A 25,510-nucleotide genomic window follows, 5' to 3' on the forward strand; every position below is an offset into this window, starting at 1 on the left:
CCAGCGACTCTTGGATCAGGATTGAGGAATTTTATGAACGGCGACAACTTTGGTTTAAAACGTTTCGTCTTTTCCCGTTTTGTAGGTGCACTGTGCGATCAGTTTCTGCTGTTTGCCGTTCCGCTCGCGATTCTAAAAGCCACTGGCTCACTCACGTTTGCATCTCTGGCTTTTGTCATTGAGTGGCTACCGCGCATCATCTTTTTCCCACTGTCTGGTTTTATGGCCGACCGTATTAAGCCCCGTTTCATCTTCTTTAATGTCGATGCGGTTCGTGCAGTGTTGATGATAGTGACTTTTGTCGCTCTCTACCTGTACCCACAAGCCACGTTTCCAGCCCTAGCCACAATGATGGCTCTGCTATCGGTGGCCTATGTGCTTAACTTTGTTGCCACTGATGCCCTACTACCACGTCATATCTCGTCCGACGCGTTGCCTAAAGCCCATACCATGCTACAAGGCGTCGATCAGATAACCATGGTGTTAGGTCCAGCAATCGCCGTCATCATTTCAGCTTACGGTGGCATTAACAGTATTCTGCTCGTGGCTGCGGTACTTTTTGCCATTTCCGCCATCAACTATCTCTTTCTGGAAACACACGATCTAGATGTCACGGAAAAAATGGGATTGGGTACGCTTATAGAATCTAACCGCACGGCACTAACGGTACTGAAGCAAAATAAAATCCTGTTGCACCTTTGTGCGCTAACGTGGGTAGTGAATTTAGTGTACGGCTCAGCTCTGGTAGTGAGTGCTGCTGTGATTCTTCAGGAGTTTAATCTATCGGATCGTTACTTCGGCGTATTACAGACCACTGCCGCCGTAGTAACGATTATTACGTTTTTCTTCGTACCGCGATTTGCCCGTCGCTTTGGCCTGTCATCGCTGGGTACCTTATCATTTTGTGCCATGATCTTGGCAGGAGCAGTGATGTCTCTGTCCATCGATTACACGATGTATCTAATCGGTTATGCGGTACTGATGGCGTTTGACGGATCTTTCAGTGTTTACCTACGTACACTGCGCAGCCAAGTCATACCTAAAGAACACTTAGGCAAAACCATGGGACTGATTGGCTTGATGAATATGTGCTCAGTGCCAGCCAGCGGTGCAATCGTGTCACTGCTCTCAGGTAGCTTCATGCCTCTGCAAATTATCGCCATAATTTTGGTTGCAGCACTGATATTCGGGATTGCGCTGATTGTGTTCGGTCGCCGTGCCTTTGGCTATCGTAGCTGGCTACCGCCTGTCATCACGGCTAATGCTTCAAGCTAATTATCTTACGGCAGGGTAATTTTAGAGATTATCGTTTATGGATAGTGAGGTCGTGGCTCATTTCTATTGATAATCAAAAAAGTATGGCAAAAAAAAAGCCAGCACCCGAGCTGGCTAAATAATACTGGAAGCAATGTGAGCAATGTCGTGCCTTCACAGGGAAACCGGCTCGTCATCAACACCACTAACACAGGCATATGACACCGTTCCCCGGAACGCACAGCAATAATAATCATTATCATTCGCAGTTGTAAAGTGCTTTTTGCGATAAATTCTTATTCTCAATACGGGCTGAGGAACAGCCCGTTTTTCTCCCCTGCTGTTTGTTACTCTGGCTGTGCTAACGACCTCGCCAGCAGTGTGATCGGATGTTCACACCGTTTGCTGGTCGACATCTCAATCTGCCATTTACAAGTTTCGCAGTCTGTCACCACGATATCGACGCCGCTCTCTTCAATCTGCTGAAACAGCGGAGCGCCAATACCTTGCGAGGTCGCGTAATTCTCTTTTTTAAAACCGTAGGTACCTGCAATACCGCAGCACTGGGAATCCAGCATCACCAGTTCAAGACCAGGAATGCGTTGCAGCAGCGCTAAGGTATACGCCGTCCAGCCCATACGTTCCAGATGGCAGGGCGTGTGATACGCCACCCGCAGCGGCAATTTACGCAGCGGCAGCGTTCGCCCTTCTTCTTCCAACAGGCGATAAAGCTGACGCGTCACCAATTCGACACCATCACGCACGTGGCTGTTATCCACACCCAGCAGGTGCGGGTATTCATCCCGCAGCGTGAACGTACAGCTAGATGACGTCGCGACCACTGGCAGGGATTTCTGATTGATCGCCTCATCCAGTGATGTGATATTCGCATGCGCTTGTTTTCTAGCCTTGTCGTGAAAACCATTGGCGATCAGCGGCACTCCGCAGCATTTCTCTTTATTCAGCAACTGAACGCCAATGCCCATCGCGTTAAAGACCTGAACCAGATCTTTACCCAACTGTGGATGGTTGTAGTTCACATAGCAGCCGTGGAAATAAGCGATCTGTTCATCATAAGCCTTCTGCTTTGCCGCCTGCTGGCGATACCAGTGCCGGAAGGTGCCAAACGAATATTTTGGCAGTTGGCGACGATGGTCGATTTTCAACGCTTTATCCAGCAGTTGCCGCACAGGTTTCAGGCTGGTAGCCGTATTAATCAGCGGTGCAAACGGTGTGGCAATCGACCCCATAAAGTCGGTATGACTCAGAATCGCGTCACGCAATGTCGGCTTGTGACTGCTGTGCGTCGCTTTCGCACGCTGAATGATGTCGCCAATTTTGACATCCGACGGGCAGGCGACTTCACAGCGTTTGCAGTTAGTACAGTATTTCAGCGCATCATCGTACAGCGCCGGATCTTTACGCCGCAGACGTTCACCGTCTGGCCCAGCCTGTTTCGGGCCAGGGTAAAGCGGGTTCACACGCGAAACCGGACAGTACGTGGTACAGACCGTACACTTGATGCAATCTTCAAAACTGTTATCGCTAAGCAGGCTCATGGGTTGCCCTCCTTCAAAATCTGTTCGGCAACATGAAGCGCACTGAGCAAGGAAACCCCCGCTCCGCATCCCTGTACAATAGGGTCGAACCCTTCCAGCACCGCACCAATCGCATACAGATTGTTGACCGTTTCTCCCCCGATACGCGGATGCAGATGTTCATCGACAATCACACCAAATTGCATATAAGGCTGTGGCGCAAACACATCCTGCTGGCTCCAGCCCTCACGCTGCTCTGCAAACCGAACGTCCAGCCCAAAGACCGGCTCAGTCACCCGATCGAACTGCGTCACCAGCCCGTTGCTGAAGAAGCTACCGCTCGCCAGCACCGCGTACTTCGCCCGTAGCGGGATATCACGGTGATGGTGGCTGTGAACGGCAATCTCCTGCGAAGACAGCGATGCACGCACCGCGCGATCGCCCGGCATCACCATGCCACCCAGTTGGCGAAAACGCTGCGACAGCGCCTGATGCAAACGTAACCCGAGTACTGACGGCGGTAAGGTTGGCAGCAGCAGCACCGGTTTACCTAACGCATCAGCGAGTTCATGCACGATCTCGGGGCTATCCAATCCCAGACAGGCAGGCATGATGATGGCATCGTTACCGTTGGCCAGAAGCGACAGTTCGTCCACCAGCGCCGCACGATTTTCTGGTCGATCCAGCACACGGGCGATGTTTACCGCACGGAATTCGCTGGGGTTTTGACGTAACCGATCCAACACGGGCAGCTTGAGCTCATCGCTGCGCGCCGCAATACCCTGCGTCTGAAGCGTGCCGGCCACAATACGAGACTGAAAATCCAGAAAGCCTTCAATACCGGCAATCAGCGGGTTGTCGCCAAAACGGGAATCCGGCAGACCACGCATTACGCCATCAACCGGGCTTAGCCAGCATGCACGAAACTTACCTAACGGCGTCATACGCCAGTGGTTCTGCTGATGGTTGCCCAACAGGGAGATAGTGCTGCGTTCCAGCAACGCCTCGACCTGTGGCAACAGTGCGGCAATCGCGGCCGCCCCCATACGAGAATAAGGGTGATGAGGAGCCTGACTCGCTAGCGCACCCAGTGCCTCAAGCGGCTGGCTAACGGGCTGCCCGTCAGGAAGATGGGAAAGTAAATCCAGCGCACCGGAAGAAAAATGCAGCGCATTCTGCCCAGCGCTAACAATTGCGCAGCGTTTTCCCTGCTCCGCCAGGCGGATGCCACAGGTCAGCCCCGCCAACCCGCCGCCGATAATCACAACGTCATAGCGCATGACGATCCTCCTGACTGTCGCTGGCCGTCAGGCCGCACAGTCCCTGATAAATCCAACTGGTAAACTCGCTTTCGCGTAGCGCATTGCCCCATGCGACGGGGCGAATGCCTTTCCAACGTTCGTTCAAAAACTGGCTGAGCTGCGTAAGCGACTGCTCTGGCGTCGCGGTTCCTAGGCGGCATAACAAACCTGCCGCGCGACAGGCGCACAGCTCACCCTGACAGGTGCCCATGCCAACACGAGTACGCCGACGCAAATCAATCAAGTTATTCACCTGCAACGATTCCACGGCGTAGCGCACTTCCCCTGCCGTCACGGCTTCACATTCACACACCAGACTGCGATCCAAACGTTCACCGGACAGCATTCGCCCGGCACGCTTACCGTGGCGATAGATCGCCGAACCGCGCAGTGGCGCAGAGAGCGGTTTTGCCGCAGGGTAAGCTGACAGGGCGTGGGGGGCTGTTCTCACCTCTTCCAGCGATTCTGAGCCGGGCAGCGGCGTCTGCGCCGTCGAACACGCGACGTCATGATCCAGCTTTTTACAGATAGCGTCCGTCACCCATTCCGCCATCAGGCGATAGGTCATCAGTTTGCCGCCGGTGATAGTAATAAACCCTTCCAGCCCGTCACGGCTGGCATGGTCAAGCAGCACAATGCCGCGGCTCACGCTACGCCCGCTAGGGTCACTATCGTTGGCAACCAGCGGGCGCACGCCTGCATAGGCGCGTAGAATTCTCGTGCTTGCCAGCGACGGCGCCAACATCGAGCCTTCCCGTATCAGCGTTTCCACCTCGGCAGGCGTCACCAGCATATTGTCGATCTGATCGTAGTCGATGTGGGTTGAGGTGGTGCCAATCAGCGAAATCGTATCGCCCGGCACCAGAATGTCGGCATCCGCCGGTTTACGGCAACGGTTGATCACCATGTTGTTGATACGGTGCCCAAGAATCAACAGCGCGCCTTTTGCCGGGAACATGCGCACACGCAGATCGGCATATTCCGCAATGTGTTGTCCCCAAATACCGCCAGCATTAACCACCACCTGCGCATAGATTTCTGTTTCTACACCTTTTTTGTGGTCGAAAACGCGCACACCGGTAATTCGATCGCCCTGACGAATCAGCCCGATAACTTCATGATAGGTTAGGACTTCCGCGCCATGCTCGCAGGCATCAATCATGTTGGCCGCCGTCAGGCGAAAAGGATCGACAGAGCCATCTGGCACGCGAACCGCGCCAATCAATGTAGGGTTTGCCGCCGGCTCAAGCCTAAGCGCTTCCTGCGGGTCTATCGCCTGTGCGCGAATCCCCGCCTGCTGGCAAGCGGTAATGAATTGCGTCTGCCAGCCGAGGTCATCTTCCGGCAAGGTGATAAACAGGCCATCGGTAGGTTCAATGCAATGGCGAGCGATCCGCCGGAGAATCTGGTTCTCTTCAATACATTCGCGGGCAGATTCGCCATCGGTTACCGCATAGCGGGCACCGCTGTGTAATAAACCATGATTACGCCCGGTCGCACCGGTCGCAATATCATAGCGTTCAAGCAACAGGCAGCGCAGTCCACGCAGGGCACAATCCCGTGCCGTACCCGCCCCCGTCGCACCACCGCCGATGACAACCACGTCAGTTTCACGCCAGTTCCCAGTGTTTTGCATCATATTCTCGCTCCAGGCGGAGGATATAGAGGGTATATATGTTGCTATTGGGACACAAAAAGGAGGGTTAATGTTTGATAAAGAGCAAAAACGAACACTAAACGAAAATAAATGAGAGTTTAAAAACAATAAGTGTGATTTACATCACTAAAACCACACTGTGTAATTTTCCGATTCTGTTAACATGAGCGCAAAAATCGTCACAGTTTCATAAAAGTGTAACATTAGCGTCATGAATCACACTCATTTGCACGCTATCCCCTTACAATAACGTTCGTAATAGAACAAAAAAGCTATCGTTTTTTTTCGCATTGGAGATATCTATGCTGAGTATTTTTAGGCCCGCAGCCCACCAGCCACGCGTGTCGCAGGATCGTGTCGATCCCCTCTATCGCCGCCTACGCTGGCAGATTTTCATGGGGATCTTTTTTGGCTACGCCGCCTACTATCTGGTACGTAAAAATTTCACCCTGGCAATGCCTTACCTGATTGAGCAGGGCTTCTCGCGCGGCGATCTTGGCTTTGCGTTGTCCGGTATCTCCATCGCCTACGGCTTTTCCAAATTCATCATGGGTTCGGTATCTGACCGTTCCAACCCACGAGTTTTCCTGCCTGCCGGTCTGATTCTGGCGGCCGCCGTGATGCTGTTCATGGGCTTCGTGCCGTGGGCAACATCAAGCATCGCGGTTATGTTCGTCCTGCTGTTCCTGTGCGGCTGGTTCCAGGGAATGGGCTGGCCACCGTGCGGGCGCACCATGGTTCACTGGTGGTCGCAGAAAGAACGTGGCGGCATTGTGTCAGTATGGAACTGTGCTCACAACGTCGGCGGCGGGCTTCCACCTCTGCTGTTCCTGCTGGGTATGGCCTGGTTTAACGACTGGAAAGCCGCACTCTACATGCCAGCCTTCGCCGCGATTCTGGTGGCACTCATCGCATTTGCCTTAATGCGTGATACCCCGCAATCCTGTGGTCTACCACCAGTCGAAGAGTACAAAAACGACTATCCGGTTGATTACAATGAAAAAGATGAAGAAGAACTGACGGCTAAGCAGATTTTCATGCAGTACGTTTTCCCGAACAAACTGCTGTGGTACATCGCTATTGCCAACGTCTTCGTTTACCTGCTGCGTTACGGCATCCTCGACTGGTCACCAACTTACCTGAAGGAAGTGAAGCACTTCGCGCTGGATAAATCCTCTTGGGCTTACTTCCTGTACGAATACGCGGGTATTCCGGGCACGCTGCTGTGCGGCTGGATGTCTGATAAGGTCTTCAAAGGCAACCGTGGTGCAACAGGCGTGTTCTTTATGGCACTCGTCACGATAGCGACCATCGTTTACTGGATGAACCCAGCCGGTAATCCGGGTGTGGACATGGCGTGTATGATCATCATCGGCTTCCTGATTTACGGACCGGTTATGCTGATTGGCCTGCACGCGCTGGAATTGGCACCGAAGAAAGCAGCCGGCACCGCAGCGGGTTTCACCGGCCTGTTTGGCTACCTCGGTGGCTCCGTTGCCGCCAGCGCCATCGTTGGCTATACCGTTGACTTCTTCGGTTGGGACGGCGGCTTCATGGTGATGATCGGCGGCAGCATTATGGCGGTACTTCTGCTAATTGTTGTTATGCTGAATGAGAAAAAGCATAAAGCCGAGTTAGCCAACCGCGCTTAACCCGCTCTTGTAAGCATCCCTCTGGCGGCGTCCTGATGACGCCGCCTTTCTCTCAACAGAAAGAGGTTTGATCGCATGAACGTTACCGTAACATCCCTACTCTCCGCCCTCGCGCTCTCCGTTTCCTTTAGTGCTGTTAGTCACGCTGGCACTTCCGCTTCATCAACCGATAAAATCGTCATTGCCCATCGTGGTGCCAGCGGCTATTTACCTGAGCATACGCTTCCGGCGAAAGCGATGGCCTACGCGCAGGGTGCCGATTATCTGGAGCAGGATCTGGTGCTCACCAAAGATAACGCGCTCATTGTCCTGCATGACCATTATCTGGATCGCGTTACCGATGTGGCAGAACGTTTTCCGCAACGCGCCCGTAACGATGGACGTTTTTACGCTATCGACTTCACTCTACAAGAGATCAGGTCGCTGAAATTCACCGAAGGATTCGACATCAAAGACGGCAAGCAGGTACAGAGCTACCCGAACCGCTTTCCGATGTGGAAATCCGATTTCCGTATTCATACCTTTCAGGAAGAAATTGAATTCATTCAGGGTCTGAATCACTCAACTGGCAAGAACATCGGCCTCTACCCCGAAATCAAAGCGCCATGGTTTCACCATCAGGAAGGGAAAGACATTGCCCGCGAAACGCTGGCCGTGCTGAAGCAATATGGCTATACGAAGAAAAGCGATAAGGTCTTTCTGCAATCGTTTGATGTTGCAGAGTTAAAACGCATCAAAACCGAATTGCAGCCGCAAATGAAGATGGATCTGAACCTGATTCAACTGATCGCCTATACCAACTGGCATGAAACCTACGAGAAACAGGCCGATGGAACGTGGGTGAATTACAACTACGACTGGATGCAGCAGCCCGGTGCAATGAAACAGATTGCGACCTATGTCGATGGCATCGGCCCAGACTACCACATGCTCGTCCAGAAAGGGGCGACGCCTGACCACATCATCTTTACTGGCATGGTGAAGGAAGCCCACCAGCATAAACTTCAGGTACACCCGTTTACGGCAAGGGCAGACCGGCTACCGGCGTACGCCAACGATATCGATCGGCTCTACGATATTCTCTATCGTCAGGCAGACGTTGACGGCCTGTTCACCGATTTTCCCGACAAAGCGGTCGATTTCCTGAAAAAACCGCGCTGAAGTTCAGCTTTCCCATCGGGCACCGCATGCCCGATGGGACATCGGATCAAGAATATACGACTTACTTCAGAAACAATTCCCGCAGGTAATTCGGCACCGCGCTGTCCGCGTTAGAGCCAATCACCTCACGATCTGGCAGTAAATCTTTCAGGCGCTGATGCGCGTTCTGCATCACGCAGCCTTTACCCGCCATCGACAACATTTCGTAGTCGTTCATACCATCGCCAAACGCGACACACTCTTTGAGCGAGAAGCCGATAATCTTCGCCACCTGCTCCAGCGCGTGGCCTTTAGACACGCCGCCCGCCATCACTTCCAGACAGGTGAGCGTCGAGAAGCTTACGTTGACGCGATCGCCCCAGCGCGCGTTGATCGCTTCTTCCAACGGCAGCAGCTGTTCATGGGAATCGCAGGTAAAGAACACTTTGCTGACGCCATCAGTCTCAAGTAGTGCAGGTTCAAACAGCTTGTATTTAAAGATCGATTCTTTGAAGAATCGCTCTTCTTCCGCACGCGGACGGTTCATAAACCACTCATCATCGCGGTAAACGTGCGTCAGCATATCGGGGTTATTATGTACGACGCTGTAAAGGTCGCGGGCAATATCCTGATCCAGATTGTGGCTGAAAATCAGCTCACCCTGCGAGTTGTGCACGCGCGCGCCATTCGAGGTAATCATAAACGCGCTGATACCGAGATTATCGCGGATCTGCGCGACATCCATGTGATGCCTTCCGGTAGCGAACACAAAGTGAATCCCTTTCTCCGTCAGCAGCCTGAGGGTTTCTTTCGCATACGGGGACAGCGAGTGGTCAGGTGACAGCAGTGTGCCATCTAAATCGGACGCAACGACATGGTACATAACGATGAGATCTCACTTCTGGTGTATTGGCGGCATACGCCGCAAAAATTAATGATAACGCGCAAAGTGCGAAAAGATCAGCGCAAGTGCCTGAGCGCGGAGGTTATCCGTTTCAAAGAGAATTTCATGCCGCGCACCGCAGATAACCTGTAAAACGCCGTCAGAATTGGCGTTTCCATTCTGCACCAGTGCCTGACAGAACGCATTCTGACTACGGTTATCGACCACGCGATCTTCCTGCGCCTGCAATAGCAGAAGCGGCGTGGTGATGGCGCTAGCCTGTGCCAGCAACTGTTTTCCCGCCTGTAGTGCCTCGCGCACCCAATGGTAAGTCGGCCCGCCTACGCGCAAATCCGGTGAATCCGCATAAAAGCGGATGCTGCGCTGGTAACGCTCACGGCTATGCGTCAGCACATTCATCCGATAAGGTAAAGGACGCCACTGCCCGGTGCCGATAGCGTAATAATCACGTATCGCCGGGCGGCGCTCCGCCCAATCAACAATCCATCCGGCCACACAATGAGGAAGCGGTAAACGAATGCCAAACATCGGTGCACACAGTGCCGCCGCATCAAATATCGCAGGTTGGCGAGCCAGAAGCTGTGCCAAAATCGCTCCGCCCATGGAATGCGCTAGCGCAAACCGCCGGGTATATCGCTTAACATCAAGATGTTGCTGACACAGTGTTTCGGCATCATCGACATAATCACTGAAGCGCAGCACGTGTCCACGGTGGCCGTCTTGCAACATCCGTCCAGATCGCCCTTGCCCACGGTGATCCATAATGAGCACATCATAGCCGTGATGAAAGAGATCGTAAGCCACTTCGCTATATTTGACATAGCTTTCGATACGGCCTGAAAAGACAACAACGATCTTGTCATGCTGGGGTGCAGTAAAACGGACAAACCGGATTGGCACAGCATCCACGCCTGAGAATTCGCCTTCTTCGCGCTGACGCCAGAAATCCAGTAATTCTCCGGTAGAAAAAGCGGCAAACTGCGCTTCTCGCGTCAGCAGACTGGTCATTAACGATTCAGGCGTTAACGGTTCCGACGTAAACAACGTATTGGGGCGTTGAATCATCACACCTCTCCGGTGACGCAGGGAAAACAAAGCTAGCGGAAGAACATGACAAGCAGTAGAGCACGAGCGTATTGTGACATAAAAAACAGACAGACTCTCGTAATACAGAACGTGGTTCAGGAGCAGTATTTCATGACATTGGATTGGTGGTTAACCTACTTACTCACAACGCTTATTCTCAGTCTCTCCCCCGGTTCGGGTGCCATCAATACCATGAGCACCGGCATCAGCCACGGCTATCGCGGTGCAGCGGCCTCCATCTGTGGCTTGCAGGTCGGGCTGGCTATCCATATCGTGCTGGTCGGCATCGGATTAGGCGCATTGCTTAACCAGTCCGTGCTGGCTTTCGATGTATTGAAATGGCTGGGCGCAGCTTATCTGATCTGGCTAGGTATTCAGCAGTGGCGCGCCGCTGGCGCACTCGACCTTCAGGCGCTTGCCAGCGCCATGCCGCGCCGTAAGTTGTTTAAACGTGCGATATTGGTCAATCTAACCAACCCGAAAAGCATTGTGTTTCTGGCAGCGCTGTTTCCGCAGTTCATTATCCCCCATCAACCGCAGGCCGCACAGTACCTGGTGTTGGGTATCACCACCGTCGTGGTCGATGTTATCGTGATGATTGGTTACGCCACGCTGGCCACACGTATCGCCGGGTGGCTGAAAGGCCCACGGCAGATGAAAACACTCAACCGGATATTTGGATCGCTGTTCGTGCTAGTCGGCGCATTACTCGCCACAGCGAGAAAGGCCTGATGAAGGCAACGCGCCGTATCGAATCACGGCGCGCTGTTGTTTCTCCTGCGGGAACGCTCAGGAAGAACGGCTAGCGAGAGAAAATCAGGTGTAGGCCAAAACCGGTAAACAACACGCCCGCTACGCCATCCACCCATTTAGCCAGACGCTGATAGCCACGGCGTATGGTAGGTAGGGCGAAAACCATCGCAACCAGACTGAACCAGATCAGCGTTTCAATCGATATCAGCGCAAACAGCCCCCAACGCGCACCGCTGCCGACGCTGTCGCCAACAAACAGCGAAAACACGCTGCCGAAATAGATCAGCGCCTTTGGGTTAGCCAGATTCGTCAGCAGCCCACGCATAAAGGTTTTGCCACGCTGCGGCAATACCACCGCCGTTTCCTGCGTGGTTTCCAACTGTGCTTTACGCCGTGCCGAGCACAGCATCTGCCAGCCCATCCAGCACAGATACAGACCACCGCCGACGGTAATAGCAGTATGTAACCAGGCCATTTTTTGCAGCAGCAGGTGCAGCCCCAGCAGCGCGATAGCCGCCCAGACCACCACGCCCAGAGAAATGCCCAACACGCCCATCATCGCTTCGCGGCGCGAACGGCTAGCCGCAGTTTGTGAAACGAAAAAGAAATCCGGCCCCGGGCTCATCAGCGCAATGAAATGCACCAGCGCCACCGTCAGAAATAGCATCAGCATGTTGGTTTTCCTTTTTTTAAATGCAATCAGATAAGGCGAGCGTTACTCGTCATCATTATCAACATGATCGCGAATCATGTTCATGAAAGGCGCACCGAAACGTTCAAGTTTGCGGTGACCGACCCCGTTGATATTCAGCAACTCACCCGCCGTGATCGGCATCAATTCCGACATCTCTAGCAGCGTGGCATCGCTGAACACCACATAAGGCGGAATATTGTCCTCATCCGCGATGGATTTACGCAGTTTGCGCAATTTGGCAAACAGCTTACGGTCGTAATTTCCGCCATAAGATTTTTGATTCGTGCGGGGTTTCAGGTTAATCACACGCGGCACGGCCAGTTGCAGCGGCACTTCTCCCCGCAATACCGGACGCGCAGATTCGGTAAGCTGTACGGCAGAATGCATCGTAATGTTCTGGTTCAGCAAACCCAGATGAATCAACTGGCGCAGCACGCTGACCCAATGTTCTTGCGATTTATCCTTACCAATACCGTAGACCGGCAGTTTGTCATGGCCGAAGTCACGAATACGCTGGTTATTCGCACCGCGCAATACCTCGACGATATACCCCAGACCAAAACGCTGCCCGACACGATACACACAGGAAAGCGCCTTTTGCGCCTCGACTAATCCGTCATAGCGCTTCGGCGGATCGAGACAAATATCGCAGTTGCCGCAGGCCTCTTGGCGTCCTTCACCGAAGTAGTTCAGCAGCACCAGGCGGCGGCAGGTCTGCGCCTCGGCAAACGCGCCCATCGCATTGAGCTTATGACGTTCAATATCCAACTGTGGCCCGGCGGGTTTCTCTTCCAGACAACGGCGCAGCCACGCCATATCCGCCGGATCGTAAAACAGCGCCGCTTCTGCCGCGAGACCATCACGTCCGGCACGCCCCGTTTCCTGATAGTAGGATTCGATGTTGCGCGGAATATCAAAATGCACCACGAATCGCACGTTAGGCTTGTTGATGCCCATACCAAAGGCGACGGTCGCGACCACGACCTGAAGATCGTCACGCAGGAACGCTTCCTGCACCTGTGCGCGTCGTTCATTGTCCAACCCGGCGTGATACGCTCCTGCACTCAGCCCACGGGCCTGCAAGCGCGCGCTGATATCCTCCACGCGGGAACGGCTATTACAGTAGATGATGCCACTTTTGCCACGCTGCCCCTGTACGAACATCCAAAGCTGATCGAGCGGTTTGAACTTCTCCACCAGCGTATAGCGAATATTCGGGCGGTCAAAACTGCTGATCTGAATCAGCGGCGAGCGAAGATCCAGCAGGCGAACAATATCGTTGCGCGTGGTCTCATCGGCGGTGGCCGTCAGGGCAATAAAAGGAAGATGAGGGAAACGCTGTTTAATCTGCCCCAGCGCGCGGTATTCAGGACGGAAATCGTGCCCCCATTGGGAAATACAGTGCGCTTCATCCACCGCGATCAGTGAAATCTGCCAGTGGACAAGGTGATCGAGGAAGCTGTCCGTTGTCAGGCGTTCTGGTGCGATATAAAGCAGTTTTATCTGACCGGTACGGCAACCTGCCATCACTTCAAGCTGCTGTTCGCGCGTCTGCGTTGAATTAAGGCAAGCGGCCGAAACACCGTAGGCCTGAAGCTGATCGACCTGATCCTTCATCAGCGAAATCAGTGGAGACACCACCAGCGTCAGTCCATCCATTACCAGCGCGGGGATTTGGTAGCACAGCGATTTACCGCCCCCCGTCGGCATAATGACCAGACAGTCCTGCCCACTGAGCGTCGCGCTGATAATTTCCTGCTGACCCGGTCGGAATTGCTGGTAGCCGAACGTGTCCCGTAGAACCTGAACCGCCAGCGCTTCCTTATTCAATACTTCCGCCGTAGACACGCCTTCCCCAATTCAATGAAATCAAACAGGCGCTATTTTCAGCGCCGTCGGGTAAAACTGCAATCGCTAAATCACACGATCGTTAGAACATGTCGTTCAGCGTCACCCCAACACCGAAGCGGGTCTGACGATGATTGTAGTCAATCAGCGATTCACCGTAGCCGCTGAAGACCTTGGTGTAGAAACGGACATGGCGCGTCAGCGGGTAGCTCCAGCCCAGTTCGCCACCGCCGTAGCCGCTGTTCCAGTTATAACGTCCTTCCGCACTAAATACGCTATCGCCCCACACATAACCGACGCGCAAGCGGTAATGACCCATGTATTTGATGATATCTGGGTTATCGTCCTCGCTATCAGAAAAACGTACCCACGGCTTCACATCAACCTGCCAGTTACCGTTCTGCGCCATCAGACGCATATAGGCACGGTTCCAACTGCGTGAAGTCGGTTCGGAACGGCCGTTAGACTGGTGATTAAAACCCATTTCCACATCCCGCAGCGTCCAGCCTGCTAATGTGTAGTTGGTTGCCCAACCTAAGAAAACCTGTGGCTCATAATCCGTTTCACGGAATGGAGAAGACTCGCTTTTATTAGAGAGCTGCCACCAAGAGCGCTGGGTATAAGACGCGCCCAACAGCGAGTTCCCCCCCAGAATGCCGCGCCAGATCGGGAATCCAAGGCTCAACTGATAATGCACTTCGTCTTTACGGGCTTCATCACCCCAGTTATAGCTCTGTATCGCCGTTTTATTGATGTTGCTGGTGTAGGTATACAGCAGGTAGTTGCTTTCGTAAGGATAGAGAATAAAAGGGGTGTCATGCTCTTGTAACAGGCTGGCGATAATACTGCCACGTACCGCGGGTTGATTCGGCGCAGGGGAGTTTGTTGTATCCTCAGCATGAGCCTGTGCCATCAGTAATGCTGCCAGTACGAGTACTATTTTACGCATTCATTTTCTCCGACATTTTTTTATACGACGTTCGTTTTATCCGACGTTCGTTTAACTAACTCGTGGTGAGTCGTTCCCCACTCAAGCCCGCCATTCTACACAGTTCCGCGACGTTTGAATTACCGTTCCCCGGTTTCTCGGCCTTTTCTGGCAAGAAACAAAATCAATGCATAAAATAAACACTTACATAACGCTTTAATTTCAAATTAAATACATTTGTGCGTATCTCTTATCCGGGCGGGAAACGACTATGGCTGACGTACCATCATTTCAGGGAGCCCCCTCATTGCAGGGAACGACCTTAACCAGAGATACTGTGCGCCAGCTCGTTGGCGAGATTTTCATTTACAAGATGCCGTTCAACATCGAGCTTGGCCTTGAATTACAGCAGTTTGACGCCGATAAAGCCGTCCTGACGTTCGCTCGGCAAGAGAAGCTCATCGGCAATGCGGCACAACAGATTCTGCACGGCGGCGTGATTGCGGCGGGGCTGGACGTCGCAGCCGGATTAGTGTGCGTCGGCAACACGCTGCTGCGCCATGAAACGATCAGCGATCGGGAATTTCATCACCGACTTGCACGCATGGGAACCATTGACATGCGGGTCGATTATCTGCGACCGGGCTACGGGGAGCACTTCACCATTACCAGCACGCTGCTGCGCGGTGGTAATAAAATCGCCGTCGCGCGCGCCGAATTGCATAACGAACAGGGTTCGCATCTGGCCAGTGCCACCGCAACCTATATTGTCGGATAGCTAGCAAACCCTGTAATGAACACTTTACGTGAAAGCGCTCACAGTTTTGGGTAGACTTAGCGTTTTCCCGCCGTCCTTATCGAGTCACCCATGAATGCGCAACAAACCCGTGAGGGGATATTTTTCGCCCTCGGCGCGTATTTCATTTGGGGAATTGCTCCCGTTTACTTCAAGCTGCTTGAGCACGTTCCACCTAATGAAATACTGACACACCGTATTATCTGGTCATTCTTCTTTATGCTGATCCTGCTGACGGTCGGCAGAAAATGGCGTCAGGTGAGCCATGCCTGCCGCAACGTCAAGCATCTGTTTCTGCTGGCGTTAACAGCGGTACTTATTGGCGGGAACTGGCTGTTGTATATCTGGGCGGTCAACAACCATCACATGCTGGAAGCCAGTCTGGGATATTTTATCAACCCACTGGTTAACGTCATGCTAGGTATGATCTTTCTGGGGGAACGTTTTCGTCGTCTGCAATGGCTGGCGGTACTGCTCGCGGTGACTGGCGTACTGGTTCAGCTATGGACATTCGGCTCGCTGCCGGTTATTGCACTAGGGCTAGCATTCAGCTTCGCGTTATACGGCCTGCTGCGCAAAAAAATTGGCATCGACGGGCAAACCGGCATGCTGATCGAAACACTCTGGCTACTGCCGGTGGCGGTCATTTATCTGTTTTTTATTGCCGACACCCCAAGCAGCCATTTGACTGCTAACCCTTGGTCGCTGAATCTGCTACTGCTCTCGGCGGGTATCGTCACCACCGTGCCGCTGTTGTTCTTTACCTCGGCGGCCATGCGCCTGCGCTTGTCAACGCTCGGCTTTTTCCAGTATCTCGGCCCCACCATCATGTTCATACTGGCCGTGGTGTTCTACGGTGAAACATTCAGCAGTGACAAACTGATTACCTTCGCCTTCATTTGGGGCGCGCTGGCGCTATTCATTCTGGATGCGCTGTATACGCAGCGTAAGCTACGGCGCACGCCAGCTACAGCGTCCCAACCTCAACACGGCGGGAAATAAAGCGCGATAAGATCGGGCTAAACAACAGTGTCGAAAACAGCCGCAGCGTCTGCATGGCAATAACAAATGCCATGTCGACTCGACTGCCTGCGGCGATAATCGCAATCGAATCCAGCCCGCCAGGGCTGGTCGCCAGAAAAGCGGTCAGCATATCCACCGGCATTATTTTCGTCACCATCCATGCCATTCCGCCACACAGCAGCATCAAGCCGACAATCGATGCCATCATGTGGGGCAACGTGCGTATCGCCAGCAAAAAGATCGGGCGGGTAAAACATAAACCCACACTCCAACCAATCACAGCATAAGCCAATGCCAGCAGCCATTCCGGCGTTTGTAGCTGTAATGTACCGCTGGCATGCAGCATCGAACCGATAATCATTGGCCCCAGTAATGCTCCAGAGGGAATTCGTAAGCGCCTTGCTAGCCAAGCACTGCCAAACGCCACGCCGAGCGTCGCCAGAAAACGCCAGTCCAACACAGGGAACCACACCAGCATCGCGCTGTTTTCCGCCGCGTTATCCCCCAAACTCAAGCGTGCCACAAACGCCGCCGAAGCCGTCACCATCAACACCCGTAAATATTGCATGAAGGCGACCAATCGCACGTCCGCGCCGAACTCGCCAGACATGGCAACCATGGCAGACGCCCCGCCCGGCGATGCGCCCCAAGTTCCGGTCGTTCCGGGTAGCTCGCTAAATTTGACCAACAGCCAGCCAGATAATCCACTGGCTGCCAGCGTCGCCAACAAAATGAACAGCACCAACGGCCATTCGTTTAGTAAAGGGGTCAGGATAGAAAAAGACAGGCTTTGCGCGACCAAACAGCCCAGAATGGCATTACTACCTGCAAAGCCGACAGGCGGAATACGAATCGTCGCGCCATTTAACCCCATCGCTACGCCAACCATCATCGGGCCCAGCAACAGCGCGGCAGGAACGTGGTAAACCTGTAGCCCAAACCCCAGAATTAATGAGACCGACAGCAGGATTCCCCATTGCACCCACGGTGACATCCCTTTCATGTACACGACCTGTATTTGACAATAGAAAGTAATAATAGAAAGTAAGAACAGAAAAGCGATTCGCCATTCTAAACAGAATAACCAGAGAATAAACAGGAATAGTAAGGCCGCAAACTATCAAGCAGGAAAGGAGTTTTGCCTCGGAGAGAAGAAACGCAACGCGCCTGATGGTTAATCTCCGTCAGGCGCATCAGTGAAAACTTACAGCCAGTTTTTACGCTTGAAATAAAGGTACGGCGCCAGCCCGGCGAGAATCATTAACACAATCGCGCCCGGATAGCCAAACGACCATCTCAGCTCAGGCATAAACTCGAAGTTCATCCCGTAGCTGGACGCCACCAGCGTCGGCGGCAGGAACACCACAGATACCACCGAGAAGATCTTGATAATCCGGCTCTGTTCGATGTTGATAAAGCCCATCGCCGCCTGCATCAGGAAGTTAACCTTCTGGAACAGCGATTCGTTATGTGGCAGCAGAGATTCGATATCGCGTAGAATTTCACGCGCCTGCTCCAACTGGCCGGATGGCAAGCGGGCTTTACGCACCAGAAAATTCAACGCACGTTGGGTATCCATCAGACACAGGCGGACCTTCCAGCCCACGTCTTCCTGTTCCGCCAGCGTAGACAACGCATCATCGTACTCTTCACCCTGCCGCCCTTCCATAATGATGCGGCTCAGCGATTCCAGATCGCTGTAGATGTTCTCGATTTCATCCGCCAACTGCTCAATTTTCGTCTCAAAGAGATCGAGCAACAGTTCATAAGCATTGCCGTCTACCAGCGTTTGGTTACGTGCACGCATACGATACAGGCGGAACGCGGGCAGTTCACGCTCGCGCAAGGTATACAAGCGACCATCGCGAATAGTAAACGCCACGGTAGAGTTACCGGCGTGATCTTCCGCGTCTTCAAAGAAGAAAAAGGAGTGAATATGCAGGCCGTCTTCATCTTCAAAAAAACGCGCCGACGCTTCAATGTCTTCCAGTTCTGGACGGGTTGCCAAGCTTTGTCCCAGCTCGGTTTGTACTTTCTCACGCTCATCGTCTTCCGGCTCGATCAAATCGACCCAAATTGACGTAGTGAGATCATCGGAGTCATCCAATTCCAGACGAGATAAACGGCAATTATCCAGTTTAAATGCGCTCAGCATGGGCCATAGCTCCCCTTTCAGTAGCAGAGATGGATAACGCGATTGAAGCACAGAAACAGAGGTGAGGTGTCACCAGCAGGTTTCAGTCCGTTCGACGGATCTGACTCATAGCGACAAAAACAGCATCGCTGACAACCACGAAGGGTATCAGCAGAGGAAGATAGCCTTAGAAGTTGTACCTAATGAACAGGTTAGTGAGCCAGTATCGACTGGGTGTGTCCAAGGCGTTAGTCCTCCGAGAATAATGATGCGCGCATGTTACGCTGAGATGAAAAAGACTTCAACTTTAAAACCGTGGCTGAAACACGCTGTAAAATATTGACCGACAGGACAAGCCGCAAGCGAGAAAATTATTCATTAAATCAATAAGAAACGCGATTACCCCAAAACAAAAGGGAACCGCGTTTATACATTAGGCGTTGTCTGGCAGATAGGCGATGGCGCGGACGGGGAAACCGGGCGCACCCGCAAAATTAGGGTAACTAACCTGGATATAAGCGCCGGTAGACGGCAACTGATGCAGATTGTTCAGCACCTCGACCTGCCAGGCATTCTGATTCAGTACAAAGAACTCGCCGATAAGCCCGCTGTTACGACGGAAATCAGCAGCGGAATCCGTATCCAGCGTTTCGTGCCCTACCGCGCTAATGCTGCGCTCTTCAAACAGGAACGTTAGCGCCTCAAGCGACCACCCTGGCGTATGGCTGTGTCCCTGCTCGTCTTTATTCGCAAAGGCATCAATATCAGGCCAGCGCGTACTCCAGCCGCTAGCAAACGCGACAAAGCTGCCTGACGGGATTTCCCCATGTTCACGCTCGAACGCCAGAATATCGTCGACAGAAAGGCGATAATCGGGATCGCGCGCGACGGCGTCTTGTTTATGAAGCACCACGATTGGCAGCAGCAGCTCTTTATTATCAATCCGATCCAGATAACGCTTACCCGCCACGAAATGCCCTGGCGCATCAATATGCGTCCCCGTCTGCGTCGCAAACGTCACCGCCTGCGCATAAAACCCGTGATCTTCGACGTTGAATAAGGTCTTGCGCTGCAACACGCCTTCAAACGCGCCAAAAATAGGAATCGACTCCGTAATCGTGTGCGTGAGATCGACCCATTTTTTCTTCTGTAGCTCGGCAATAATCTGGTCTAACGTCATGGGCATGCTCCTTTTTTATTGTGATACCACACATCCATAGATACGCGGCAGGCCAGCTAGCATTGTCGAAAATGACGAGAAAGGTTAATACAGGATTTTTATAAGATATATAACCCCGTCATACTTCAAACTGCATCGTGACGATCACACCGTTTCCAGTCTGGCGTAGGCGGCGACCAGCCATTTAATACCCTGTCCCTGGAACGCGACCTGAAGACGGGCGTGATCGCCGCTGCCTTCCAGATTCACGATGGTGCCTTCACCGAATTTCGCATGGCGAACCCGCTGCCCTAATTTGTAACCGCTGTCATTTTGCGTGACCGGCGTACCAAGGCGCTGGTGGTTAACCGGACGGGAGACGCTAGCGCGTAACCGTACCTCTTCAACACACTCTTCGGGCAGTTCGCCAACAAATCGTGACGGTCGGTGATAGGCTTCTTTGCCGTATAAACGGCGAGATTCAGCGTAGGTTATCGTCAGCTTTTCCATCGCACGCGTGACGCCAACATAAGCCAGACGACGCTCTTCTTCCAGACGTCCGCCTTCATCCAGCGACATCTGGCTAGGGAACATGCCTTCTTCCATACCGACGATAAACACCTGCGGGAATTCCAACCCTTTTGCCGAGTGCAGCGTCATGAGCTGCACGGCGTCCTGATTGGCATCCGCCTGACCTTCACCTGCTTCCAGCGCGGCATGCGACAGAAACGCCTGAAGCGGCATCAGATCCTGATCTTCTTCCTGATAGCTGAACTGACGCGTCGCCGTCACCAGTTCTTCCAGGTTTTCTACTCGCGCCTGCCCTTTCTCGCCTTTTTCCTGTTCGTACATACTCCACAGGCCAGAATCTTTAATCGCTCGGTCAGTCTGCACATGTAGCGGCAGTTCAGAGGTTTCATAGGCCAGCGCGTCAATCAATTCGATAAAGCGTTGCAGCGATGCCGCCGCACGTCCGGCCAACACCTTCTCCTGCAACAGCGCCCGCGTGGCTTGCCACAGCGTCAGCTGACGATCGCGCGCCGTCTGGCGCACCACGTCCAGCGTGCGATCGCCAATACCGCGCGTCGGCGTATTCACCACACGCTCGAACGCCGCATCGTCATTACGATTGGCGATCAGGCGCAGGTAAGACAGCGAATCTTTGATTTCCTGACGCTCGAAGAAGCGCATCCCGCCGTAGATGCGGTATGGCATACTCTGCTGCAACAGCGCCTCTTCCAGTACGCGCGACTGGGCGTTGCTCCGATACAGAATGGCGTTATCTTTCAGCGCCCCCCCCTTTTCCTGCCAGGCTTTAATCCGGTTGACGACGTAACGTGCCTCATCCAGTTCATTGAACGCGCAGTAAAGCGAAATCGGTTCACCCTCGACACCGTCCGTCCAGAGGTTCTTGCCAAGCCGCCCGCCGTTGTGCGCGATCAGGGCATTCGCCGCTTTCAGGATGTTGCTGGTAGAACGGTAGTTCTGCTCCAGACGGATTGTTTCTGCGCCGGCGAAATCTTTCAGGAACAGCTGAATATTTTCGACCTGTGCACCGCGCCAGCCGTAAATTGACTGATCGTCATCCCCGACGATCATGACCTTGGCGCTATCACCCGCCAGCATGCGAATCCAGGCGTACTGAATACGATTGGTATCCTGAAATTCATCCACCAGAATATTGGTAAAACGCTCACGATAGTGGTTTAACACATGCGGCTTATTCAGCCACAATTCATGCGCGCGCAGCAGCAGCTCGGCGAAATCCACCAGCCCGGCGCGATCGCACGCTTCCTGATAAGCTTGATAGACACGCTGCCACGTTTGCTCAATAGGGTTGCCGTAGCTTTCAATGTGCTGCGGACGTAAACCTTCGTCTTTTTTACCGTTGATAAACCACATCGCCTGACGCGGCGGCCACTGTTTCTCATCCAGATTCAGCGCCCGAATCAGCCGTTTCAGCAAACGCAGTTGATCTTCACTGTCCAGAATCTGGAAATCCTGCGGCAAATTGGCATCCATATGGTGCGCACGCAGCAGACGGTGCGCCAATCCGTGGAAGGTGCCAATCCACATGCCACCCTGGCTCGTACCGATAAGATGGTCGATTCGATGGCGCATCTCCGCCGCAGCTTTGTTGGTAAACGTCACCGCCATGATGGAGTACGGCGAACAGTTTTCAACAGACAATAGCCAGGCGATACGATGAACCAGTACCCGCGTTTTGCCGCTGCCTGCCCCCGCCAGCACCAATAAATTGCTGCGAGGTGCGGCTACCGCGTCGCGCTGTTTGTCGTTGAGGCCATCGAGCAGATCAGAAACGTCCATAGGTACGGGTTATCCGGTGACGGGAAACGCCGCGCATATCAGGGGCGTTTCCACTGGTGATTTATACAGATTAATGCCGTGATTATAACAACGCCGACAGCGATGCCAATCGCGAAATTTCAATATGCGGCAGCAGCCGGGCGTCGCCAATCTGCGTCAGGCTGCCTTCACGCAGGTTAATCCAGCAGGCCTGCATACCGCAGCGGATCGACCCCGCCACATCGGTAGTGAGATCGTCACCCACGTGCAGAATCTCATGCAAAGGCAGATTGAGTTTTTCCGCCGCCAGATGGTACATATCATCAAACGGCTTGGCACGGCCATCTGGACCAGCGCGCAGGGTGAAAGAAAAATAGCGATCGAGGCCAAAGCGGTGCGGTTCGGCGTTGCCATTGGTAATCGCCGCCAGCGGCACTTGCGCGGCTAATGCTGCCAACGTCTGGTGCGTCTCTTCCGTAATCGCAATCTGGCTACGCCAGTGGGCAAAGTTTTCCATTGCCACTTTTGCGCCACGCTTCGACTCCGCAGCACTCAGGCCACAATCTAACATTGCCAGTTCAACCGCGCGGCGACGCCATTCGGTGACGTCGTGATAGATGTCCGGCTCACGCTCTAGCAAGGTCTGGCGTAAGTTTTGGAAATCATCCGCCTGAAAATCGCGAAGCGCAGGATGGTACGCTTGCAGGAAGCGGATTGACTCTTGCCCTGTGCGTCGAATGACGTCCGCGTTATCGTACAATGTGTCATCCAAATCGAACGTGATCGCACGGATCGGACCAAGAGGTCGGTAAAAATGCATCAGGGTTTCCCTCGTTTGGCGCGTGGATGCGCAGCATCGTACACGGAGGCTAAATGTTGAAAATCAAGATGGGTATAAATCTGCGTCGTAGTCAGATTAGCGTGGCCAAGCAGCTCTTGAACCGCGCGTAAATCACCGCTGGATTCCAGCATGTGCGTCGCAAAGGAGTGGCGCAGCTTATGCGGATGAACATGGCTATTCACGCCCTGCTTAACACCCCACTCGGCAAAACGCTTCTGCACGTTGCGCATCGAAATACGTCGCCCCTGATTGGAGATAAACACGGCGTCATCCTGCGGGCCGAACAGCTCACGCAGCGCCAGCCAGCGTTCCAACCAGGTTACCGCCGTTTTTCCTATCGGTAATTTGCGCTCTTTGCTGCCTTTCCCCATCACCCAGACTTCACCGCTTGCCAGATCGAGGTGCTGATAGTCCATGCCAACCAGCTCTGCCAGACGCAGGCCCGCGCCGTACATCACTTCCAGCATCGTACGGTCGCGCACCGCAAGGGGATCGTCCAGATCGATCTCCAGCAGGCGATTCATCTCATCCACATCCATATTCTTTGGCAACGGGCGTCCGGCTCGCGGCGTGGATACCCCTTTAGCTGGGTTTGCCGTCAGTACACCGCGTGACACCATCCAGTCGAGAAAGCTGCGTAACGCCGATAAACGGAGCGCCAAGCTTGCTGAATGTAGCCCATCACGCTTACTGCGGGACACTACGGCGCGCACGCCAGAAGCATCCAGCTTGCGCCAGTCAACCACACCCGCAGCGGAGAATATCGTGATAACCGCAGATAATTGGCGCGAATAGCTGGTCAGCGTCAACGGACTTAACTGACGTTCTACTTTCAGATAACGCAGGAAAGCATCAACATCAGTTTGCAAAAGAGAAGAGGAAGGTGACGCCGATGGTTCGGGCTGTCGGCTCATACCCGCTCAACCCAGCGCGCCAGCATCGCTGGCAACATCATCGCCATTTGCTGAAGCAGCACGGTTCCCATGCCATCCTGATAATGGTGGCTGTCACGGCTGCTGAAAATCAGCACGCCCAAATCATGATGATTGCCCATCAGCGACAGCGCAACCGAACCAACCTGACGAGCCTGTGGCAACAGCAGTAACAATTCCGGCCCATTCAGGCTGCCAAGGTAGTGGTTCTGTTGTCCGAAGCGCTGAATGCGCAACGGCTCAAACGTGGAGCGGTTTAGCCCAAGGTGGGTAAAACCAGAAGGCGCACCAATGCGCCATTTGTCGCTAAACAGACGAACCGTTGCCCCTGCCAGGCCAAGCTGACGCGCCCAGCGCTGCAACCGATCCAACATGTCTGTGAGGCTATCCGCCGATGCCAATTCGGTTTGTAACCCAAGCAGACGGTTGAACAGCACTTCATTCGCACCCGCTTGTTCCATCAGCAGCGTGATTTCTTCCTCAAGCTGGGTGATATGGTTACGCTGGCGTGCCAGTTGCCATTCTACCAGCGACACGGTTCCCCGGACGGGATGAGGAATGCGCATCTGTTCGACGGGACGCGCATTGCGGATAAAAAAATCAGGATTTTGTTGCAGGAACTGCAAAACCATCTCATCACTGAGTGCGATCTCGCGTTCTGCCTGTTCCTCGACATTCTTCATAAATGAATAAATCCATCGTAGACATGCGTTGCAGGTCCGGTCATGAATAACGGATGCCCCGGCCCATCCCACTGAATATCCAACTCTCCGCCCGGCAGCGATACGCGAACTTTCGCGGACAATAATCCCTGCTGGATACCGACCGCCACGGCCGCACACGCGCCGCTACCACACGCCTGCGTTTCTCCCGCGCCGCGCTCGTATACGCGCAAACGGACAGTCTGGGTATCGACAATCTGCATAAAGCCAATGTTGGCGCGTTCAGGAAAGCGCTCGTGGCTTTCCAGCAATGGCCCCAGCGTTTCCACCTTCGCCGTATCCACGTCTTCAACCTGAATCACACAGTGCGGGTTGCCCATCGACACCACGCCACACAGCACCGTATGTTCGTCGGCACGCATGATGTAGGTTTTCTCCGCTTTGACCGCGCGAAAAGGTACCTGTTGCGGCTCGAAATTCGGCTCGCCCATGTTGACACGCACCAGCTCATCATCCGTCACAGACAGCACCATCCGGCCAGTCTGCGTACTCACGGCGATATCACGCTTGTTGGTCAACCCTTTCAGGCGAACGAAACGGGCGAAACAGCGCGCGCCATTACCACACTGCGCCACTTCACTCCCATCCGCATTAAAAATGCGGTAATGGAAATCCAGTTCAGGATCGTAGGGCGGCTCGACCACCAATAGTTGGTCGAAACCCACACCACAGTGCCGATCCGCCAAACGGCGAATCAGTTCGGGTGAAAAATAAACGTTTTGCGTAACGGCATCAACAACCATGAAATCGTTGCCTAATCCGTGCATCTTAGCGAACTGCATTATCCTGACTCCCCCGCTTACTTAACCGGGCGCGATAAACGTATACGTGACCTGTTATT

General features: G+C 53.6%; 23 protein-coding genes. 6 read left to right on the plus strand and 17 right to left on the minus strand.

Annotation, left to right across the window (positions count from 1 at the left end; genetic code table 11):
* The first annotated feature begins 33 nt into the window (after positions 1 to 33).
* Positions 34 to 1,275 carry an MFS transporter gene (locus tag A6301_RS07745; protein WP_107171079.1) on the plus strand — a complete coding sequence of 414 codons (1,242 nt, stop codon included), beginning with the start codon at positions 34 to 36 and terminating at the stop codon, positions 1,273 to 1,275.
* A 326-nt stretch (positions 1,276 to 1,601) separates the two neighbouring features.
* Here the strand turns inward: A6301_RS07745 and glpC are convergent, their stop codons facing one another.
* Genes glpC through glpA form a run of 3 tightly spaced genes read right to left on the minus strand, consistent with a single transcriptional unit; the run spans position 1,602 to position 5,732 of the window.
* Entirely contained in the window at positions 1,602 to 2,813 is a 1,212-nt protein-coding gene (gene glpC / locus A6301_RS07750) for an anaerobic glycerol-3-phosphate dehydrogenase subunit GlpC (protein WP_234257491.1), read from the minus strand.
* Positions 2,810 to 4,072 (minus strand): glycerol-3-phosphate dehydrogenase subunit GlpB, encoded by a 1,263-nt coding sequence (glpB, locus tag A6301_RS07755; RefSeq protein ID WP_234257492.1) that lies wholly within the window; start codon positions 4,070 to 4,072, stop codon positions 2,810 to 2,812. Before glpB ends, glpC begins: the two co-directional genes overlap by 4 nt.
* Positions 4,062 to 5,732 carry an anaerobic glycerol-3-phosphate dehydrogenase subunit A gene (glpA, locus tag A6301_RS07760; protein ID WP_370642189.1) on the minus strand — a complete coding sequence of 557 codons (1,671 nt, stop codon included), beginning with the start codon at positions 5,730 to 5,732 and terminating at the stop codon, positions 4,062 to 4,064. The genes glpB and glpA overlap by 11 nt, the downstream gene beginning before the upstream one ends.
* Before the next feature lie 320 nt (positions 5,733 to 6,052).
* Between glpA and glpT the strand changes: the two genes are divergently transcribed.
* Positions 6,053 to 7,402, plus strand: coding sequence for a glycerol-3-phosphate transporter (gene glpT / locus A6301_RS07765; protein WP_107170489.1), 1,350 nt, complete (start codon positions 6,053 to 6,055; stop codon positions 7,400 to 7,402).
* Between the two features lie 75 nt (positions 7,403 to 7,477).
* Positions 7,478 to 8,563, plus strand: a complete 1,086-nt coding sequence (glpQ, locus tag A6301_RS07770; protein WP_234257493.1) for a glycerophosphodiester phosphodiesterase — start codon at positions 7,478 to 7,480, stop codon at positions 8,561 to 8,563.
* A gap of 61 nt (positions 8,564 to 8,624) precedes the next feature.
* Here glpQ and yigL read toward each other — a convergent pair whose 3' ends face one another.
* Both yigL and pldB read right to left on the minus strand, forming a co-directional pair.
* Entirely contained in the window at positions 8,625 to 9,425 is an 801-nt protein-coding gene (gene yigL, locus A6301_RS07775) for a sugar/pyridoxal phosphate phosphatase YigL (protein ID WP_107170491.1), read from the minus strand.
* Positions 9,426 to 9,473: 48 nt separating this feature from the next.
* A complete protein-coding gene (gene pldB / locus A6301_RS07780; RefSeq protein WP_234257494.1) occupies positions 9,474 to 10,511 on the minus strand; it encodes a lysophospholipase L2 in 1,038 nt (345 codons plus the stop codon).
* Positions 10,512 to 10,643: 132 nt separating this feature from the next.
* On the opposite strand from pldB, the gene rhtB reads away from it, so the two are divergent.
* Positions 10,644 to 11,264, plus strand: coding sequence for a homoserine/homoserine lactone efflux protein (rhtB, locus tag A6301_RS07785; RefSeq protein ID WP_107170493.1), 621 nt, complete (start codon positions 10,644 to 10,646; stop codon positions 11,262 to 11,264).
* Between the two features lie 70 nt (positions 11,265 to 11,334).
* Here the strand turns inward: rhtB and rhtC are convergent, their stop codons facing one another.
* From rhtC to pldA, 3 genes are all read right to left on the minus strand, one after another.
* Positions 11,335 to 11,958: a threonine export protein RhtC gene (gene rhtC / locus A6301_RS07790; RefSeq protein ID WP_107170494.1), complete on the minus strand. Its 624-nt coding sequence runs from the start codon at positions 11,956 to 11,958 to the stop codon at positions 11,335 to 11,337.
* A gap of 42 nt (positions 11,959 to 12,000) precedes the next feature.
* Positions 12,001 to 13,827: an ATP-dependent DNA helicase RecQ gene (gene recQ, locus A6301_RS07795; RefSeq protein WP_107170495.1), complete on the minus strand. Its 1,827-nt coding sequence runs from the start codon at positions 13,825 to 13,827 to the stop codon at positions 12,001 to 12,003.
* Between the two features lie 82 nt (positions 13,828 to 13,909).
* Positions 13,910 to 14,776 (minus strand): phospholipase A, encoded by an 867-nt coding sequence (gene pldA, locus A6301_RS07800; RefSeq protein WP_107170496.1) that lies wholly within the window; start codon positions 14,774 to 14,776, stop codon positions 13,910 to 13,912.
* A gap of 286 nt (positions 14,777 to 15,062) precedes the next feature.
* Between pldA and A6301_RS07805 the strand changes: the two genes are divergently transcribed.
* Both A6301_RS07805 and rarD read left to right on the plus strand, forming a co-directional pair.
* Entirely contained in the window at positions 15,063 to 15,533 is a 471-nt protein-coding gene (locus A6301_RS07805; RefSeq protein WP_205543215.1) for a thioesterase family protein, read from the plus strand.
* 90 nt (positions 15,534 to 15,623) lie between these two features.
* Entirely contained in the window at positions 15,624 to 16,553 is a 930-nt protein-coding gene (rarD, locus tag A6301_RS07810; RefSeq protein WP_234257495.1) for an EamA family transporter RarD, read from the plus strand.
* On the opposite strand, the gene A6301_RS07815 is transcribed toward rarD, so the two are convergent.
* The 9 genes from A6301_RS07815 to dapF form a co-directional block, all read right to left on the minus strand.
* A complete protein-coding gene (locus A6301_RS07815; RefSeq protein ID WP_234257496.1) occupies positions 16,519 to 17,577 on the minus strand; it encodes an AbrB family transcriptional regulator in 1,059 nt (352 codons plus the stop codon). The two genes, rarD and A6301_RS07815, sit on opposite strands and share 35 nt — an antisense overlap.
* 201 nt (positions 17,578 to 17,778) lie before the next feature.
* Positions 17,779 to 18,729: a magnesium/cobalt transporter CorA gene (gene corA / locus A6301_RS07820; protein ID WP_048262883.1), complete on the minus strand. Its 951-nt coding sequence runs from the start codon at positions 18,727 to 18,729 to the stop codon at positions 17,779 to 17,781.
* A gap of 166 nt (positions 18,730 to 18,895) precedes the next feature.
* A complete protein-coding gene (gene ysgD, locus A6301_RS22470) occupies positions 18,896 to 18,952 on the minus strand; it encodes a YsgD/CorL family protein (RefSeq protein ID WP_349814568.1) in 57 nt (18 codons plus the stop codon).
* 189 nt (positions 18,953 to 19,141) lie between these two features.
* Positions 19,142 to 19,888: a cyclase family protein gene (locus A6301_RS07825; protein WP_234257497.1), complete on the minus strand. Its 747-nt coding sequence runs from the start codon at positions 19,886 to 19,888 to the stop codon at positions 19,142 to 19,144.
* A gap of 144 nt (positions 19,889 to 20,032) precedes the next feature.
* Positions 20,033 to 22,195, minus strand: coding sequence for a DNA helicase II (gene uvrD, locus A6301_RS07830; RefSeq protein ID WP_137740741.1), 2,163 nt, complete (start codon positions 22,193 to 22,195; stop codon positions 20,033 to 20,035).
* Between the two features lie 82 nt (positions 22,196 to 22,277).
* Complete coding sequence (yigB, locus tag A6301_RS07835; protein ID WP_234257498.1) at positions 22,278 to 22,994, minus strand: 5-amino-6-(5-phospho-D-ribitylamino)uracil phosphatase YigB; 717 nt, start codon at positions 22,992 to 22,994, stop codon at positions 22,278 to 22,280.
* Positions 22,994 to 23,929, minus strand: a complete 936-nt coding sequence (xerC, locus tag A6301_RS07840; RefSeq protein ID WP_107170503.1) for a tyrosine recombinase XerC — start codon at positions 23,927 to 23,929, stop codon at positions 22,994 to 22,996. Before xerC ends, yigB begins: the two co-directional genes overlap by 1 nt.
* Positions 23,926 to 24,630 carry a DUF484 domain-containing protein gene (locus A6301_RS07845; protein WP_107170504.1) on the minus strand — a complete coding sequence of 235 codons (705 nt, stop codon included), beginning with the start codon at positions 24,628 to 24,630 and terminating at the stop codon, positions 23,926 to 23,928. The genes xerC and A6301_RS07845 overlap by 4 nt, the downstream gene beginning before the upstream one ends.
* Positions 24,627 to 25,451, minus strand: coding sequence for a diaminopimelate epimerase (dapF, locus tag A6301_RS07850; protein WP_234257499.1), 825 nt, complete (start codon positions 25,449 to 25,451; stop codon positions 24,627 to 24,629). Before dapF ends, A6301_RS07845 begins: the two co-directional genes overlap by 4 nt.
* Between the last annotated feature and the right edge of the window lie 59 nt (positions 25,452 to 25,510).

This window comes from Pectobacterium sp. IFB5596 (genome assembly GCF_021432585.1).
Taxonomy (GTDB): Bacteria; Pseudomonadota; Gammaproteobacteria; order Enterobacterales; family Enterobacteriaceae; genus Pectobacterium; species Pectobacterium punjabense.

Bases quoted from the DNA above. Each gene is read 5' to 3' on its own strand.
- A6301_RS07745 (WP_107171079.1), top strand. From the start codon at position 34: ATGAACGGCGACAACTTTGGTTTAAAACGTTTCGTCTTTTCCCGTTTT.
- glpC (WP_234257491.1), bottom strand. From the start codon at position 2,813: ATGAGCCTGCTTAGCGATAACAGTTTTGAAGATTGCATCAAGTGTACG.
- glpB (WP_234257492.1), bottom strand. From the start codon at position 4,072: ATGCGCTATGACGTTGTGATTATCGGCGGCGGGTTGGCGGGGCTGACC.
- glpA (WP_370642189.1), bottom strand. From the start codon at position 5,732: ATGATGCAAAACACTGGGAACTGGCGTGAAACTGACGTGGTTGTCATC.
- glpT (WP_107170489.1), top strand. From the start codon at position 6,053: ATGCTGAGTATTTTTAGGCCCGCAGCCCACCAGCCACGCGTGTCGCAG.
- glpQ (WP_234257493.1), top strand. From the start codon at position 7,478: ATGAACGTTACCGTAACATCCCTACTCTCCGCCCTCGCGCTCTCCGTT.
- yigL (WP_107170491.1), bottom strand. From the start codon at position 9,425: ATGTACCATGTCGTTGCGTCCGATTTAGATGGCACACTGCTGTCACCT.
- pldB (WP_234257494.1), bottom strand. From the start codon at position 10,511: ATGATTCAACGCCCCAATACGTTGTTTACGTCGGAACCGTTAACGCCT.
- rhtB (WP_107170493.1), top strand. From the start codon at position 10,644: ATGACATTGGATTGGTGGTTAACCTACTTACTCACAACGCTTATTCTC.
- rhtC (WP_107170494.1), bottom strand. From the start codon at position 11,958: ATGCTGATGCTATTTCTGACGGTGGCGCTGGTGCATTTCATTGCGCTG.
- pldA (WP_107170496.1), bottom strand. From the start codon at position 14,776: ATGCGTAAAATAGTACTCGTACTGGCAGCATTACTGATGGCACAGGCT.
- rarD (WP_234257495.1), top strand. From the start codon at position 15,624: ATGAATGCGCAACAAACCCGTGAGGGGATATTTTTCGCCCTCGGCGCG.
- A6301_RS07815 (WP_234257496.1), bottom strand. From the start codon at position 17,577: ATGAAAGGGATGTCACCGTGGGTGCAATGGGGAATCCTGCTGTCGGTC.
- corA (WP_048262883.1), bottom strand. From the start codon at position 18,729: ATGCTGAGCGCATTTAAACTGGATAATTGCCGTTTATCTCGTCTGGAA.
- A6301_RS07825 (WP_234257497.1), bottom strand. From the start codon at position 19,888: ATGACGTTAGACCAGATTATTGCCGAGCTACAGAAGAAAAAATGGGTC.
- uvrD (WP_137740741.1), bottom strand. From the start codon at position 22,195: ATGGACGTTTCTGATCTGCTCGATGGCCTCAACGACAAACAGCGCGAC.
- yigB (WP_234257498.1), bottom strand. From the start codon at position 22,994: ATGCATTTTTACCGACCTCTTGGTCCGATCCGTGCGATCACGTTCGAT.
- xerC (WP_107170503.1), bottom strand. From the start codon at position 23,929: ATGAGCCGACAGCCCGAACCATCGGCGTCACCTTCCTCTTCTCTTTTG.
- A6301_RS07845 (WP_107170504.1), bottom strand. From the start codon at position 24,630: ATGAAGAATGTCGAGGAACAGGCAGAACGCGAGATCGCACTCAGTGAT.
- dapF (WP_234257499.1), bottom strand. From the start codon at position 25,451: ATGCAGTTCGCTAAGATGCACGGATTAGGCAACGATTTCATGGTTGTT.